Below are 14,466 nucleotides of genomic sequence, written 5' to 3' on the forward strand. Positions count from 1 at the left end.
CGGAAGCAGCATTCATGAGCACACCGCGACCGCAGGGCACGCTCGGCGATGAGCTCGCCAACGTCGGTATTGGACTCCTGATCGGCACGGCGTTGTTTGCTCTCCTGCTTCGAGGTGCGGGTGCCGTCGCTGCGTGGGCGACGGGCAGTGTGCAACCCGCGGGCGGGCCAGAAGCCGGGCTCGCCGTTCTGCTCGAGCCTGGGCATCCGTCGGCGGCCCTGCAGGCACCGGGCCTCAGCCCCGTCGCGTACTGGCTCACGGCGACCCTGCTGATCGGTTTGGCTGCGGCAGCAGCGCTCTGGTTGTGGCGGATGCTCCGGGCCGCGGCCCGCATGGCCAAGGCCGACCCGCACCGCATCCCCGGCCTCGCAACCCGCGCCGAGGTGGCACGCGCCGCCTCGCGGTCGGCACTGATGAAGCGCGCGCTGCACCTGCGTCCCTCCCTGACGCACGCCGGCCCCCGTGACGTCGGCTATCGGATCGGCCGATCCCGCGGCACCACGGTCTGGGCGAGCGTCGAGGACTCGATCCTGGTGATCGGCCCGCCCCGCTCCGGCAAAGGAGCCCACATCGTCATCAACACCATCCTCGACGCCCCCGGCCCGGTCGTGACCACCTCCACCCGCCCCGACAACCTCACGACAACCCTCCGCGCACGGCAACGGATCGGCCCTGTCGCGGTCTTCGATCCCCAACAGCTGGCGCCGGGCATCCCAGTAGGACTGCGCTGGTCACCGATCCGCGGCTGCGAAGACCCCCTCACGGCGATGATCCGCGCGGCCGGGCTCGCAGCCGGAACCGGGCTGGCCGCTGGCGGTGTCGACGGCGGCGGATTCTGGGAGGCAAAAACCCGCACCGCCCTCCAATCGCTGCTCCACGCAGCAGCACTCGACCGCTGCCCACCCGCCGAACTGTTCCGCTGGACCCTCGACCCGGCCGCCGCCCACGACGCGGTCTCCATCCTGCTGAGTACTCCGGGCGCGGCCATAGGTTGGGGCGACTCCCTGCAAGCCATGCTCGAGGCCGACCCCCGCACCCGCGACTCCATTTGGCAGGGCGTCTCCCTCTCGCTGGGTGCACTGGCGGATCCACGAGTGCTGGATGCTGTCTCCCCGGGCGAGGGCGAAGGGTTCGACCCTGAAGCGTTCTTGCGAGGCAACGGCACCCTGTACCTCCTCGCGACCGGCGCAGGCTCCAACAACTCCGCCGCCCTGGTCTCCGCGCTCGTGGAAGACCTCGTCGAGACCGCTCGCCGCATCGCGGCTCGTAGCGCCGGCGCACGCCTGGACCCACCCCTGCTCCTGGCGCTCGACGAGATCGGAAACCTTGCCCCACTCCCTTCGCTCCCTAACCTCATGGCCGAAGGCGGCGGCACCGGCATCACAACCATGCCCGTGCTGCAATCCCTCGCGCAGGCCCGCACCAAGTGGAGCGACAACGCGGCCGGCACCATCTGGGACTCCTCGATCGTGAAGATCGTGCTCGGCGGAGGATCCAACTCCCGGGACCTCCAGGACCTCTCGACCCTCATCGGCGATCGCGACGAACCGACCGACTCCACGACGATCGGGGACCGCGGATCGCGCTCTGCGCAGCGCTCGATCCGCCGCGTCGCGATCATGCCACCTGACACCATTCGCACCCTCCCATTCGGCACCGGGCTGATCATGCTCCGCGCAGCTCCGCCGGTCGTCGCAAGCCTCCGCATGTGGACCGGACGCCCAGACGCCAGGGAGTTGCGCGCGAACCGGGCGGAGATCGAACAGTGGATGCGAGCGCCGACGCACCTCGAGCTGACGCGGCCGACGGAGTAAACGGGGACCCAGGATCATTCGGTTTAGTCACGCGGCGTGACCTTGCCGGCCCACAACCCGCGCTCCAACTCGTCATCGCAAGCCGGTGAATGCGAGGCCGACGAACTCGCCTCAGCACGTTCACCGTGCATCGCTCGGCGCACCTCGTAGTGAGCGCGGATCACGACGATCCGCCCGATCACAGGAGGTCAAGTCCCATGGCACTTCACACCCAACAGTCGCTGTCCGGCTTCATCGCCTCGGAACCGCAGCGTTCGGTCACCGAGAACGGCGACACCCGCCTCTACGTGCGCATCGGCCAGCCGCATTTCCGCCGCGAGGGCAACGGCGACTTCACCGTGCTCGAGCCGAGCTTCCACGACCTGGTCGCATACCGCGCCACCGCCGACCGCGCGCTCACCCGATTCGCGAAAGGCGACAGTTTCGTCGCCGAGGGCTACGTCCGCACCTTTCAAGTTGAGCGCGACGGAGAACTGATCGACCGCGAGGAGTTCGTTGCGAAGAAGATCGGCCACGACCTAGCGCGCACCGACTATCGCGTCGACCGAACCCACCGCTCAGTCGCGGGCGCCGAGCGAGATACACCAGGCGCGCAAAGAGTCACGGCTCAATTGGCCGGGCCCGCCCGCAGCGGTGCGGCCGTAATGGGAAGATGAAGCCGCGATGGCCGAGCCCCTGACCGGGTGGGAACCCGACGATCTCGACGCCCCCATCCACGAGAACGTATTCGATGAGAACTCATTCGACGATCTCGATCCACTCACACCGGAGCCGCCGCATCCAATCAACTGGAACCTGCTCACCGCTGAGGAAGCCGAGGTCGAATGGATCGAACTCAACAAGTGGGTGCACTGGCTCCGACGGACCTACGGACTTCCGGCATCCGTCGTGCCACCCTTCTGGCACCGCCACCCCGAACTCGTCTGGGAACTCTCCGCGTTACACCTGCACTGGCTCTGCGCCTACGACCCTGACCAACACGGCTCCGCCCCATTCGGTTGGCACCGCGACTTCGCTGACGCCCGCCAACGCCTCCACGACTGGGTCGCCATTTCGGGCACACGACTCGAGCGCGACCGACCAACCCGCCAGACCTCCTGGCCAGGGGAAACACCCACGGACGCCGTCGAGGACGTTGTGATCAGCGATCGTGAAGAGGACTTCGTACAATTCGTTTTGGACGATGTCGCCAGGCGCCGCGAGGCCGAGGACGACTTCTACGCTCGAGTCGACTCGCCATGATCTGCGGTGGGAAGGGTCAGCGCTTGCCCACTACCAGGCTGGACCGGGTGAATGCGTGCGTCGACGGCTGGCTGTGTTGCATTTGACCCCCGGTCATCGGGCATAATCTCGGGCAGGGTAAACGCGACACCGAGGGCCTTTGACGGCGAAGAACGCCGCAACAGCGCCGGAGTGCTCGTTCGGGGTCCCGCTTGCGGGCGCTTTCGAGCGAACCCCAATATCGTCGAAACATAACAATGGGCAGTTTCGGAGCGCACCAGTCGATACACTCGCCGAATCCCGACCGAGAGGCCCCACAATGTCAATAGTGCCAGCTGCCACGGAGACCGATTCGGTACCATTCCCCGAGCTCGACGATCGCGCCCGTGGCGCCGTGACGCTCGATTACCTGGGCGATAAGGAGGACGGGCTGCTCGAGGTCGTCCTGGAGGGCGGCGGCGTTCGAGAGTTCGTAATCGAGGCGATAGAGCGGGCCGACGAGCTAGTCCCCACGAACATTGAGTGGCGAATCCACTTCACCGGCGACCTCGTGCGAAGCGTACTCGAGCTCGACGCGGACGAGGCCTACACGACCACACGCGGTTCCAACACCGTCGCCGGTAAGACAATCTCGCAGAGCGACGGCAGCTTCGACGTACTCGTCTCCAATATCAACTTCTGGGGAGTCGAGCCCAGCAGCGTGGATCCCGCGATCGCGGGCCCTAATATCGTGCGTCGGGTGCGCCACTCGCTCCAGCACGAGGCACTGCACGTCGCAATCGACGCCCGAGCCGAGGACACCCTGAGTCTCTGGGAAGCAATTTACGGCCTGGACCCGAATGAAGACGTGTGGACGCGGCACCTCGGCTTCATGCTCGAGGACTATCGAATCGAGATCACCCTGGCTGGCCGCGAGCCCAACCCCTATACGAAGGTCTCGACAATGGACTCCGCGCTCGACCACTTCGCATCAGAGCGAGCACGCTCGTACGAGGCCGGGGTAGGGAATGGGAATCTCATCGCCGGCCGAGATGCAATGATCGGGGCCGGCGTAGCCCTTACACGGGACCTCGTCTATCTGGCCGGTGAGACGAACGATCCACGGCCGGATCTGCCCGCGGCCGCCCTCGCGGACTGGGATCGCTTCGTCGCGCCGATCTGGGCGGAGTGGGTCTCCATCCTTCGGCAAGCGAAGCCGGCGACCGAGCCGATGACCGCCGCCGAGATCACGTCGATCATCCGGCAACTGTGCGTCCTCGTTTCCAAGTGGCTTCTTTCGGTTGGCTTCAAACACGTCCACGTTGACGGGAACGAGCAGGTATGGTGGCTCGCCGGCTTCGAGTGGTGAGACCGCGGGCCTGGGCTGGATCCACGGGGCGATCTAGCCACGGTCAATCGTTGCCTCGTCGACTGCGCGAGCGAGCACGCTGAGCGTAGCGAGCTGCTCTAGCGCGACCTGCTCGGCGGTTTCGCCTTCGTCATGGCTGGCGGGGTTGCGGATGGCTCCGTAGCAAGCCTCGGCAAGCGCCACGATCCCCCGTCGGACGCTTAGAGAGGTCTTGCCTCCGTCGTCGCCCGCGGGGCGCAGCCTGGGCGTCGTGCCGCGGGCGGGGTCATTGCTGAAGACGAGTTGGAACAAAGCGGTCTCAGAGGTGGTGCGGATGCCGACCTTATTCTGGAGTTCGGCGTTGATCTTGACCGTGGCACTGCGGACTGCCTCGCGGTAGTGTCCGCTCTGCCAGAGAGAGCGAGCGCCTTCCCATGCCCATGGGTGGAAGCCCGCCGCGTTGAGCGTCGGCGCATTGTCGCCGAGGTTTTCAGCGACCTCGGCGGCGCGCTGGATGCTAACGACGGCACGTCGGGCGGCCTGGTGATGCTGCTGCCAGCGGCCGGAAGTGTCGCCCGCGATCACCTGGCGCCAGAGCGGCAGCACTTGAGTGAGGACTTGCTCGACGACCTGGGCTGACGCAACGATCTGTTCCTCGCTGCCCCTCGTGTTGCGATCATCGCCGATGAAGACGATGCCGGGGGTGGGCGGCGGTTGGTAGAGACTGGTGAGCGCGATGAACTCGTCCAGCTGCAGCAAGGCCCACTCGTTGTTCATACGTCCAATCATGCCGCACAGCACGAGGCGGCCGCGTGCCGCGTCGAGCGCGGCGCGCCGTTTACCGTTCCGCTTGCGGGCCTCGCGTTGGCTCTCGTCCTGAAGCCGAACTGAGGTAGGCATGGTGAAATCAGTAGAGGGTGCCCATTGCGGTTCTCACTTCGTCCAGCGTCGTGGCAGCAATGGAGTTCGCGCGATCATTGCCACGTCGAAGCACCTCGGAAGCTAGCCCTGAATCCTGCGCGAGTTCGGCACGTCGTGCTCGAAGGGGCGCAAGAAAGCTGTTGACCGCATCGGTCGTTAGGCGCTTCAGTTCGCTGCTGCCTTTTTCCCCGATCTGCGCTGCGATTTCCTCCGGTCGTTTACCGAGGCAGAGCGCAGCCGTCGAGAGGAGTGCCGAGACGCCTGGTCGACTCTGCGGGTCAAAGGAGATTAGACGGTCAATGTCGGTGGTAGTTCTCCGGATGGCTGCCGCGGTTTCGTCCTCGGTCATCGACAGGGCGATCGCGTTTCCGTAGCTTTTTGACATCTTGCGACCGTCCAGCCCGGGGATCTCCGGCGACGCTGTGATCAGTGCGTCGGGCACGGGGAAAACATCTCCATACCGCTCGTTAAATCTGCGCGCGATCACACGTGTCATCTCAACATGGGGCAGGTTGTCTTTTCCGACAGGGACGAGGTTCCCTTTGCAGAAAAGGATGTCAGCGGCCTGGTGCACGGGGTAGGTGAGAAGAAGACCGCTCAGGGCTCGATTCGAGGACGCGAGCTCCGACTTCACGGTCGGATTCCGACGTAACTCGGCCTCCGTCACCAGACTCAGAAACGGAATTATCAACTGGTTCAGGGCCGGCACTGACGAGTGCGTAAAGATCGTCGTTGCTTCCGGATCCAGGCCCGCAGCGAGGTAGTCGAGCACGGCGCTGTAGACGTTCTGTCGGACGTTCGCCATCGTGTCCCGGTCGGTGATGACCTGATAGTCAGCCAAGACCAGAACCGTCTCGACCCCAGCCTCTTGAAGCCTGACACGTTCAATGATGGTGCCGAAATAGTGGCCGAGGTGAAGCGGGCCGGTCGGTCGCTCACCAGTAAGCACGCGAAAACGCTCCGGATGGGCGTCAACATCTCGGGCGACGACAGCCGAACGCTCGGCCATGGCAGTAAGGGATTCCACTTTGCACTCCTTGAGATAGGAGGGCTGCACGAAGTCCGGACCTGAGGTCCACGAGCTGCGTACAGCCCGTGAACATGCTTCAACCGGCTGCTAGCGCAGCCACCACCACGAGGAACGGTTGAAAGTCATGACATGAGCCTAGCCTTACGCTCGGTGCCCGCCGACCCTCCACGGGGCGATCTCAGGTATGGAGAAATGTCCGCAGGGTCAACATCGGTTCCCGCAAAGCGTTCCGAATCGCTCCGCCGAAACCTCGGAACCTCGGCGGATTGGTGCCGAATCTGCGCCTTGGCAATCGGCGCAGGCCGTTCTCGAGTAGCTCGGTCTCGAAGGTCGACTCGGAGCCGCGATATTCCGAAACCCGCATAGTTGTGGCGGTCTTGTGTCTAAGCTGAGGCCATGCACGTATCGCTGCGATTTCTTCGCCCTCGACCGGTTACCGGTCGCATGGGCTTAGTCGTACGCGCTTAGGTCCAGCGACAGATCGGTCGGGGGTGGCTCCCCCTTTCCGATCTCATCAAAGGACCAGACCATGACGTCATATCTCTCCGCGACGGAACTCACGGACGCGCTCACTCTTCGAGACCTCTCCAACCCGGGCCAGGGTCACCATGCGATGCAGACGCTGCTCGGCGGCGTCGCAGCCTCTCTCGCTGGCCACTGGGGTATCCCGGCCGAAACCATCCGACACAGCCCGCTCGTGGCCGTCGCCGACAACTACGACAAGCTCGGCTTCGACCCGGCAGCCGTCACCCGGGACCAGCGGTACTCGCGCTATGTGAGCCCCACCGTGATGTTGCGGAGCCACACCTCGGCGTCGATTCCCACTCTGATGCATGCGTTATCGACGCAGGCCAGATACGACCAGCTGCTGGTGCTGCCCGGCTTGGTCTATCGCCGCGACGCCATCGACCGCACCCACGTTGGGGCACCGCACCAGGTCGATCTCTGGCGGGTGAGTTCCACCACGGCGCTCAAGGTCGCAGACCTGCACACGATGATCGGAACTCTGGTGGAGGCAGTGCTGCCGGGTGCAGAGTGGCGCGCTGTTCCCGCTGTGCATCCGTACACGATCCAAGGTTGTCAGGTCGATGTCTTGGTCGATGCTGAGTGGCTGGAGCTGGCTGAATGCGGCTTGATCGCACCGCATATCCTCGCTGCTGCCGGCTTGGACCCAGATACCTGGTCCGGGCTTGCTCTGGGCATGGGACTGGACCGGGCGTTGATGCTGAGAAAGGGCATCCCTGATATTCGGCTGCTGCGGGCGGCTGATCCGCGGATCGGACAGCAGATGCTCAACCTGTCTCCCTGGCAGGCTGTTTCGGTCATGCCGCCGATCCGCCGCGACATCTCAATCGTCGTCGACGCGGATGCCGACTCGGAAACCCTCGGCGATCGAGCCCGAGCAGCACTGGGCGATCGCATCGACGACCTCGAATCGGTGGAAGTCCTGAACGTCACCGCGCACGCGGACCTCCCCCGCGGCGCGCAGGACAGACTCCAACTGCGGCCGGACCAGGCGAACGCACTCGTCCGCCTCACACTCCGGCCACTCTCCAAGACGCTCACCGACCCCGAAGCGAACACAATTCGCGACGACATCTACAGGGCCTTGCACGAAGGTCCGGTCCTTGAACTAATCGGCTAAAGCATTCGGCGGGCTCTGTTGCGCGGAGATCAACTGCGCGCAACAGAGCCCTGGTGCCGCCGTAGCCGTCCCTTGCTGCCCGACCATGAGTTACCTGACGAAGGGGGTTCAGTCGGGTACTGGTCGCTGCTTCTATGCTGAGCCCATGGTCAACGAATCGGAGCATGAGGGCCGGACTCTTCGGGTCGAAGGTTTGGTGAACGCACGCGATCTCGGTGGCCTCCCACGACAAGATGGAACACTGACTCCCAGGGGCGTCTTCTTCCGTTCCGAAAATGTTGACTGGATTACCCCGGCGGGATGGGACCAGATGCGTGAAGCTGGCATCCGCACTATCGTCGACCTCCGCCAGGCCGGAGAACGGCCGCAGGACACCCAGCCGCGGCCAGACTGGCTGACCACTCTCACAGTCGATCTGGACGGCCTCGACAACGGGGTTTTCTGGAAGGACTTCTGGAGCAACGGGCTCAGCGGCACGGCACTGTACTTCTTGCCGCATCTCGAGGCGATGCCCGAACGTAGTGTCGCGGTCCTGTCCGCGTTGGCCAGCGCGCCAGAAGGCGGAGTTCTCTTCCATTGCATGGGCGGAAGAGACCGAACCGGACTCATCGCGATGCTGCTTCTCGCTGCCATTGATACGAAACCGGACGCCATCGTCGACGATTATCTCGAAACAGTCAGACTTGCCGATCTTCGAGCGGCAACATCGAATCGGAACAACGCCGAACCCGAGATCGAGGCGCTGTGTCAGACCTACGGCACGACAACAGAGGGAGCATTTCGCTCAGCACTCCTCGGCCTCGACCTCGTCACGCTCCTCGCATCCCCGGAGCTCAACGAAGCCAACACGGCTGCGGTCACGAGCTGGCGAAGCAACGTCTAGCCGGGACCCGAAATGACGCACTGAGGGTTCGCTGTTCGATAATCGCTGACCCGTTAGATTGACACCATGGATCTCACGTGGCTTCTCGTCGTAATAGTGCTGCTCGTCCTATTTGCGAGCATCAGCGCTATCGGTGCATTGCGTCGTATCGCAACGGCCACGGAAAAGACTGCCGCCGATCTGGAAGCTCTGCTGGCTGCAGTCCAGAAGACCGACATTCGCCCATAGAGAGTTCCACCTACGGACGTTCGCCTGGGGCGATCGTCCCTTTCACTTCTACATCGCCGTACCGAACAGAAACGCTCTCCGCGTCAACGTTCGGCGGTCGCGAGGTTGCGAAAACGATGGAAGGCAGGCCTCCGGCGACAACGGTGAGTGGGCCGATTTCGAAGATGTCGGAATCGAACTCGATCCGCGTCGGGTGGGAGTAGTCGATGCAAGCCCGCGGGTCGAGTACCTCACCATAGATCACGGCATGGTCGTCCCAAATGTCGACGCCCTTGATTGTGAAAGGTGCACCGTTCTCAACGGAGATCGCGACGCTCGCATATCTCAAAAGTCGCGAATCTTGATTCGGTGCGTTGGTCATGAAAACGACGTTACGCGAACGCCAGTAGGGGGTCCCTCTTACGCCTGTATGAGATGGATCGTTGAGGAGGGCGGAGATTTGAGCGGTTCTATTGTTCTGGGTGGCGATCGGCATTTGCGATGTTTTGAATCGGTTGCCCTTTCTTGGGGGCTGGTTTGAGTTCCTGGTGCACTGCTAGAAAGTAGCAGCGGCTGTGGATCGTGCGCCGCGATCATCGATCGCTGCGTGAACGCCACGGCTCTGCGTGAGAGCATCGGGAACTGAGATCACAGCATGAATCGTCACTCGAGCGGGGGCCTGAACATGCGTGGTTGCGTGAGGTTAGGCGTCGTGTTCGGTGTCGGCGTGGCCGTGGTGCTCGGGGTAGCGGGCTGCTCGTTCAACGCGCCCGACGCGGAGAAAACAGTTTCACAGATCCGGGTGGTTCCCATCCTCAACGATCCTCCACTCGGTGGTGAGCTGCTCGGCCGAGCCGAGTACCTCGGAAGCTCCGAACCGAATATAGCGAAGGACGCCGGGGTCACGACCGTCTTCGCCGCTCCGAGCAGTCCCTCCATGATCCTGGACTACTACCGCCGGACCTACCCACAATTCGGATTTCCCACGGAATCAAAATTTGCCACAGGATCCCCAGGATCAAGCAGCGCGGACCCCATCGACATCAGCGGGAGAGACGGGTGGGGCTACGTGTCAGTGACTATCCAAGCCGGGTCCCCGTACCTCCCTGTGTATTACGACCTCGCGTTGAAGCCGGCGCCTCCGGGTTCAACGTACGTGACCGTCAATATCAACGGGCAAACAGGCCGCAGCGTTTACCTCGATGATCCGAAGTGACAGGGGAAAACGTGCGCAGAGCATCTCGGTTTCTGAGCGTGGTGACCGCAGCCAGCATGTGTTTGCTCTTGCTGACTGGCTGTGTGCCCGGGCAATCCATCGACAGTCTGGCCAAACAACCCGAAGCCGCATTGACCTACCCTGGCAGCACCGATGTCCGGATCAACCATGACCGGGGACGGGTTCAATTCGGGCTCGATGGCGGCGACGTGGCCATCACCGGTATTTGCGGGAAGACGACGCACCAGCAACGCGAGGTCATCGCCTTCTACTCGCACGCACTGGCAGCGAACGGCTGGACACAAACCAGGGACAATCCGGGCGTCAACACGGAAGCGGGACTACTCGCTCACGCGGTTCAGTGGGACAAGACGAAGCTCCACCTCACCTATTTCATCAAAGTCTGGACTGAGGGCGAGACAACGAAGTACGACACGCAGTTGCAATCGTTGCTGTAACCCGTTCGATTCGCGGTCCAGAGCAATGCCCCTTCATATCCAACTCCGGGGTGCAGAAACGTCTGCTGTTCTGAGAAAGACTGATCACACCACCGTGGAACCGTCCCGCAAGAGGTTGGGGTCCGCGACGGCAGATTTGCGACTGGGTTGGTGCTGGTTTCTCGGCCGCTGTGGGAGTGTTAGCGAATGGGGGATTTCATATCGGCCTGCCGACCTTGTGGGGCTAGTCCGGAGCTTGGCCGATGAGTGCGCGCGGCTCGATTGGGTCGATGATGGCCGCCACGCTCGTCTCCCGGGCGCTCGGTTTCCTCAAGGCAATTCTGCTCGTTGCTGCGATCGGCGGCACGAGCGAGGCGATCGGTGGGCAAACGTTTGAAATCGCGAACTCAGCACCGACCTACCTCTTCGCTCTGGTCGCTGGCGGTGTCTTGGGTGCGGTGCTGGTCCCGCAGATCGTTCGAAACCTTCACGACGGTCCGGCTGGCCAGGAGAACACGGACCGGCTCCTCACGATCGTTCTCGTGGGTGGGGCCGTGGCCGCAGTCGTCCTCACTCTGTGCGCTCCGGGAATTGTCTGGATCTACGCAACGACCTGGTCGGCGCAGTGGCGGGGACTCGCAACGTCGATGGCGTACTGGTGCTTGCCGCAGATCTTCTTCCTCATCGCATTTGCCGTCCTGTCCCAGGTCCTGAACGCGCGCGGTGTGTTCGGCGCCCCGGCATGGGCCCCTGCAGTCTCCAACCTGCTGGGGATCAGCGGGATCCTGGTCTTCCTCTTCCTGCTGCCGTCCGGGCTGGGCACGGTGGACTCGTGGAGTCCCCTGATGATCGCGGTGCTCAGCGGCTCGGCTACCTTGGCCATCGCCATCCAGGCTTTGCTGCTCCTCATCCCGCTGCGGAGAATCGGGTTTCGCATGCGGTTGCGCTGGGGCCTTGGTGGTCTCGGGCATATGTCGACGCTGGCGGGCTGGACTCTTCTCGGGGTCGTCGCGGGCCAGGCTGCGTACCTGGTCACGTCGAACGTCGCCAGTAACGCCGGGAAGACCCTCAAAGAGTTGGGAGTCGACGGCCCCAGTCTGAACTCCCTCTCGATGGCGTACCTGCTGATGCTCTTGCCCCACGGGATCGTAACCGTGTCGCTGACGACAGCCCTCTACACACGGATGAGCGGATCCGCCGCACGAAATAACCTCTCCGAAATTGACGCGCTCTCCACCCTGGCCAGCAAACCAGTCGCCTATGTCGCGATGGCGGCCACTGCCGCATTCGTGGCGCTAGGCCCACTGATCACCGAGGTGCTCTTTGGAAAACCGATCATTGGGCACGTACTCCAGGTACTAGCGATTGGGCTCGTCGGGTTCAGTCAGGCCTGCGTGCTCAACCGAACATCCTTCGCGCTGCAGGATGCTCGCGGCCCTTTCACCACTCAACTCGTCATCGCCGTACTCTCCGCCGCCGGCGCCGCAGCAGCGCTCCTCCTTCCACCTGAACTCACGGTGATCGGAATCGCCGCAGGAATCTCCATCGCCAACTTCGCCGGCTGGCTGACCGCGTACCTGTCGCTACGGCGAACACTCCGAAACCGCGGTCACGTCCCCGCCGGTCAACGGCCCCTCGCGTTCGGCTACGTCCGACTGCTCGCCGCGGCCATAGTCAGTACCGCTGCCGGGTTGTCACTGGTGGCCTACACCGGCACGCCAACAGGCTTCGTCGGCCAGGTCACCCTCCTGGCGGCCGCGGGTACATGCGTTCTGACGGTCTTTATCGCGGTGAGCTGGATACTCGGCGACCGAACACTGAACAACCTGCGCCGAAGGTAGCCACTGCAGCGGCCGTGGTCCCAACCGCCCACACAGCAGAGCGGACTGCCCGCATAAGGTTCCCCTACTGCGACAAACCGAGGTCGGCTGTGCACATGAGGGCTGAGGGCCATGTGGCCGAGTCCGGTATGCGCCGTATTAGCCTTGTCGGTCAGGGGGTCTACGTTTGGCACCTGCGCTGCCCGACGCCGGACCGATCAACGGGTCACTGGCCTTCGCGTTGGGCGTCTTTGAGAGGCTGGGGTCCCCAGAGGCCGGCGGCGCCAGCCGTTGCAGCACCGTTGCCGGCTCCGATTTCACCGTCCGGTCGGGCTCGGCGTAGTGCGCTTTCGTTGTCGATGTCGAAGTGTGTCCGAGCATGTCAGCCGCTGCCTGTATGCCGAGTTCGTTGGCGAGCAGCGTCGCACCGGTACGGCGAAAGGAGTGCGGGGTGATCTCCAGGTCCTCGAGGCCGGCGCTCCGGAGGATCCCCCGGAACGTGCGTCTGACGTTGTACGGCGTGAGCGGCGTGCCATTTCGTGAGTAGAAGAGTAAGTGTTCCGCGTCTTCCGGATCGATCAGCACCAGGCGTTGGCGGATCACGTCGACCGCGAATTGCGGCACGGCAATGACGCGGTTCGACTCATGCGTTTTGGGATGCGCCTGACGGAGCACACCGACGCCGTTGTGCACGACGAGCGTGCCGCTGATGGTCACTCGCGGCGGATCGGCATCCAGATCCACGTCGCATTGCCGCAGCGCGAGCGTCTCCCCGATGCGTGTTGCAGTGCCGAGCATTACCTCGATGATGTCCCGCACCTGCCCGTCGGATCGTGGCCCCTTCGTGCCCTCCCCCGTGCGCCATTCACGTGCCGCGAGTCGAATTGCGGCGATCTGCTCCGTCGTGAGCGCCTTGGGGGTGTGAGGGGGCTTCTTCATCCGCGAGGTCTCCTTCACCGGATTGCGCGGGATGATCTCCCGCCGCACCGCGAAAGCCATGATCATATTGAGGATCGTGCGAGAGTGTTTCGCTCGCGTGTAGGACTTCTCACGCTGCTTCTTCAGGAAGAGCTCGATGCGCCCGACGGTCACTTCGCGAATTGTGAAGTGCTCGAAATAGGGCATCACCAGCACTCGCAGCTCCCGCATATAGGTGTCTTTGGTCCCTTGGGCGCGGTCCATGTCGAGCATCACGTCCTCAAGCCAAGCCTCGGCAAGCGTTGGGAATGGCGAGCCCGCATTCAGCGAGTCACTGACCCCACCAGTATGCATGCGCCCGGCCAGTTCGATCTTGAGTGCAGTTTGTGCAGCATTTCGACTCGAACCGACCGCGGTGACTTGCCGCGCTCGGCCGTCCAAGTCACGAAATCGCGCCCACGCCCGGTAACGTCCGGGTCCGATCTCGGTGGTCTTGATCGAACCAAAGGTGCCGAATGGGAGCCGCGGTCGTCCAGCCATCACCGCTCACCCGTGCCACCACTCAGTGACGGTTCGGGCTCATGGAGCCCATCCAGCCAACGGAGAACATCGGACACACGGTAGCGAATCTCCCGTCCAACTCGGATGCCCGAGGGACCGCGCCCGTCGGTGCGCAGGTCGTAAATGGCCTGCACGTGAACGCCGAGGTATTCGGCGAGCTCACTCGTGGTCAAGACGGGCTCAAGACCGAGTCCGAAGAGGTGTTTGTTGTCCATGACCTGTAGGTGTTCGAGGTCACTCCAAACCGGTCGAACTAGGTCCTGCTCATGCTCGATGACCGCCCCCGGAGGACGGGCTCCGAGGAATAAACGTTGAATAAGCGTTAAGTGCATCAAGTCTTGCCCCTTCTGTGAGGACAAAAAACCCTGATCAAACCATACTTCGAGTAGGGCGGCCGGGACTTGAACCCGGGACCGACGGATTATGAGTCCGCTGCTCTAACCAGCTGAGCTACCGCCCCCAACCG

General features: G+C 63.4%; 15 protein-coding genes and 1 tRNA gene. 10 read left to right on the forward strand and 6 right to left on the reverse strand.

Annotated features, from left to right (window positions below):
• Positions 1-14: 14 nt before the first annotated feature.
• The 4 genes from MQH31_RS11885 (at position 15) to MQH31_RS11900 (ending at position 4,383) form a co-directional block, all read left to right on the forward strand.
• The gene (locus tag MQH31_RS11885; RefSeq protein ID WP_243012235.1) at positions 15-1,814 is read left to right on the forward strand and encodes a type IV secretory system conjugative DNA transfer family protein; all 1,800 of its coding nucleotides are present in this window, start codon (positions 15-17) and stop codon (positions 1,812-1,814) included.
• Between the two features lie 197 nt (positions 1,815-2,011).
• The gene (locus MQH31_RS11890) at positions 2,012-2,470 is read left to right on the forward strand and encodes a single-stranded DNA-binding protein (protein ID WP_134533487.1); all 459 of its coding nucleotides are present in this window, start codon (positions 2,012-2,014) and stop codon (positions 2,468-2,470) included.
• A 7-nt stretch (positions 2,471-2,477) separates the two neighbouring features.
• Positions 2,478-3,056: a DUF4913 domain-containing protein gene (locus tag MQH31_RS11895; protein ID WP_243012236.1), complete on the forward strand. Its 579-nt coding sequence runs from the start codon at positions 2,478-2,480 to the stop codon at positions 3,054-3,056.
• Positions 3,057-3,363: 307 nt separating this feature from the next.
• Positions 3,364-4,383 (forward strand): hypothetical protein, encoded by a 1,020-nt coding sequence (locus tag MQH31_RS11900; RefSeq protein WP_243012237.1) that lies wholly within the window; start codon positions 3,364-3,366, stop codon positions 4,381-4,383.
• A gap of 33 nt (positions 4,384-4,416) precedes the next feature.
• Here MQH31_RS11900 and MQH31_RS11905 read toward each other — a convergent pair whose 3' ends face one another.
• Both MQH31_RS11905 and trpS read right to left on the reverse strand, forming a co-directional pair.
• Positions 4,417-5,262, reverse strand: a complete 846-nt coding sequence (locus tag MQH31_RS11905) for a TIGR02391 family protein (RefSeq protein ID WP_243012238.1) — start codon at positions 5,260-5,262, stop codon at positions 4,417-4,419.
• A 7-nt stretch (positions 5,263-5,269) separates the two neighbouring features.
• Positions 5,270-6,310: a tryptophan--tRNA ligase gene (trpS, locus tag MQH31_RS11910; protein WP_443655769.1), complete on the reverse strand. Its 1,041-nt coding sequence runs from the start codon at positions 6,308-6,310 to the stop codon at positions 5,270-5,272.
• A 532-nt stretch (positions 6,311-6,842) separates the two neighbouring features.
• On the opposite strand from trpS, the gene srmL reads away from it, so the two are divergent.
• The 3 genes from srmL to MQH31_RS11925 all read left to right on the forward strand — a co-directional run bounded on the left by srmL (position 6,843) and on the right by MQH31_RS11925 (position 9,069).
• A complete protein-coding gene (gene srmL, locus MQH31_RS11915) occupies positions 6,843-7,958 on the forward strand; it encodes a PheS-related mystery ligase SrmL (protein ID WP_243012239.1) in 1,116 nt (371 codons plus the stop codon).
• Positions 7,959-8,103: 145 nt separating this feature from the next.
• Complete coding sequence (locus tag MQH31_RS11920) at positions 8,104-8,841, forward strand: tyrosine-protein phosphatase (RefSeq protein ID WP_243012240.1); 738 nt, start codon at positions 8,104-8,106, stop codon at positions 8,839-8,841.
• 66 nt (positions 8,842-8,907) lie between these two features.
• A complete protein-coding gene (locus MQH31_RS11925) occupies positions 8,908-9,069 on the forward strand; it encodes a hypothetical protein (RefSeq protein ID WP_243012241.1) in 162 nt (53 codons plus the stop codon).
• Between the two features lie 10 nt (positions 9,070-9,079).
• Here the strand turns inward: MQH31_RS11925 and MQH31_RS11930 are convergent, their stop codons facing one another.
• Positions 9,080-9,430, reverse strand: coding sequence for a hypothetical protein (locus MQH31_RS11930; RefSeq protein WP_243012242.1), 351 nt, complete (start codon positions 9,428-9,430; stop codon positions 9,080-9,082).
• A 315-nt stretch (positions 9,431-9,745) separates the two neighbouring features.
• Here MQH31_RS11930 and MQH31_RS11935 point away from each other — a divergent pair, with 315 nt between their 5' ends.
• The 3 genes from MQH31_RS11935 to murJ all read left to right on the forward strand — a co-directional run bounded on the left by MQH31_RS11935 (position 9,746) and on the right by murJ (position 12,542).
• Positions 9,746-10,264, forward strand: coding sequence for a hypothetical protein (locus MQH31_RS11935; RefSeq protein ID WP_243012243.1), 519 nt, complete (start codon positions 9,746-9,748; stop codon positions 10,262-10,264).
• 38 nt (positions 10,265-10,302) lie between these two features.
• Positions 10,303-10,722 (forward strand): hypothetical protein, encoded by a 420-nt coding sequence (locus MQH31_RS11940; RefSeq protein ID WP_243012244.1) that lies wholly within the window; start codon positions 10,303-10,305, stop codon positions 10,720-10,722.
• A gap of 269 nt (positions 10,723-10,991) precedes the next feature.
• The gene (gene murJ, locus MQH31_RS11945) at positions 10,992-12,542 is read left to right on the forward strand and encodes a murein biosynthesis integral membrane protein MurJ (protein ID WP_243012245.1); all 1,551 of its coding nucleotides are present in this window, start codon (positions 10,992-10,994) and stop codon (positions 12,540-12,542) included.
• A gap of 138 nt (positions 12,543-12,680) precedes the next feature.
• Here murJ and MQH31_RS11950 read toward each other — a convergent pair whose 3' ends face one another.
• From MQH31_RS11950 to MQH31_RS11960, 3 genes are all read right to left on the reverse strand, one after another.
• Entirely contained in the window at positions 12,681-13,979 is a 1,299-nt protein-coding gene (locus MQH31_RS11950; RefSeq protein WP_243012246.1) for a tyrosine-type recombinase/integrase, read from the reverse strand.
• Positions 13,979-14,332, reverse strand: coding sequence for a helix-turn-helix domain-containing protein (locus MQH31_RS11955; RefSeq protein ID WP_308196459.1), 354 nt, complete (start codon positions 14,330-14,332; stop codon positions 13,979-13,981). Before MQH31_RS11955 ends, MQH31_RS11950 begins: the two co-directional genes overlap by 1 nt.
• Before the next feature lie 54 nt (positions 14,333-14,386).
• Positions 14,387-14,460 (reverse strand) — tRNA-Ile (locus tag MQH31_RS11960).
• Positions 14,461-14,466 lie beyond the last annotated feature (6 nt).

Source organism: Cryobacterium zhongshanensis (assembly GCF_022760445.1).
Classification (GTDB): Bacteria; Actinomycetota; Actinomycetes; order Actinomycetales; family Microbacteriaceae; genus Cryobacterium; species Cryobacterium algoricola.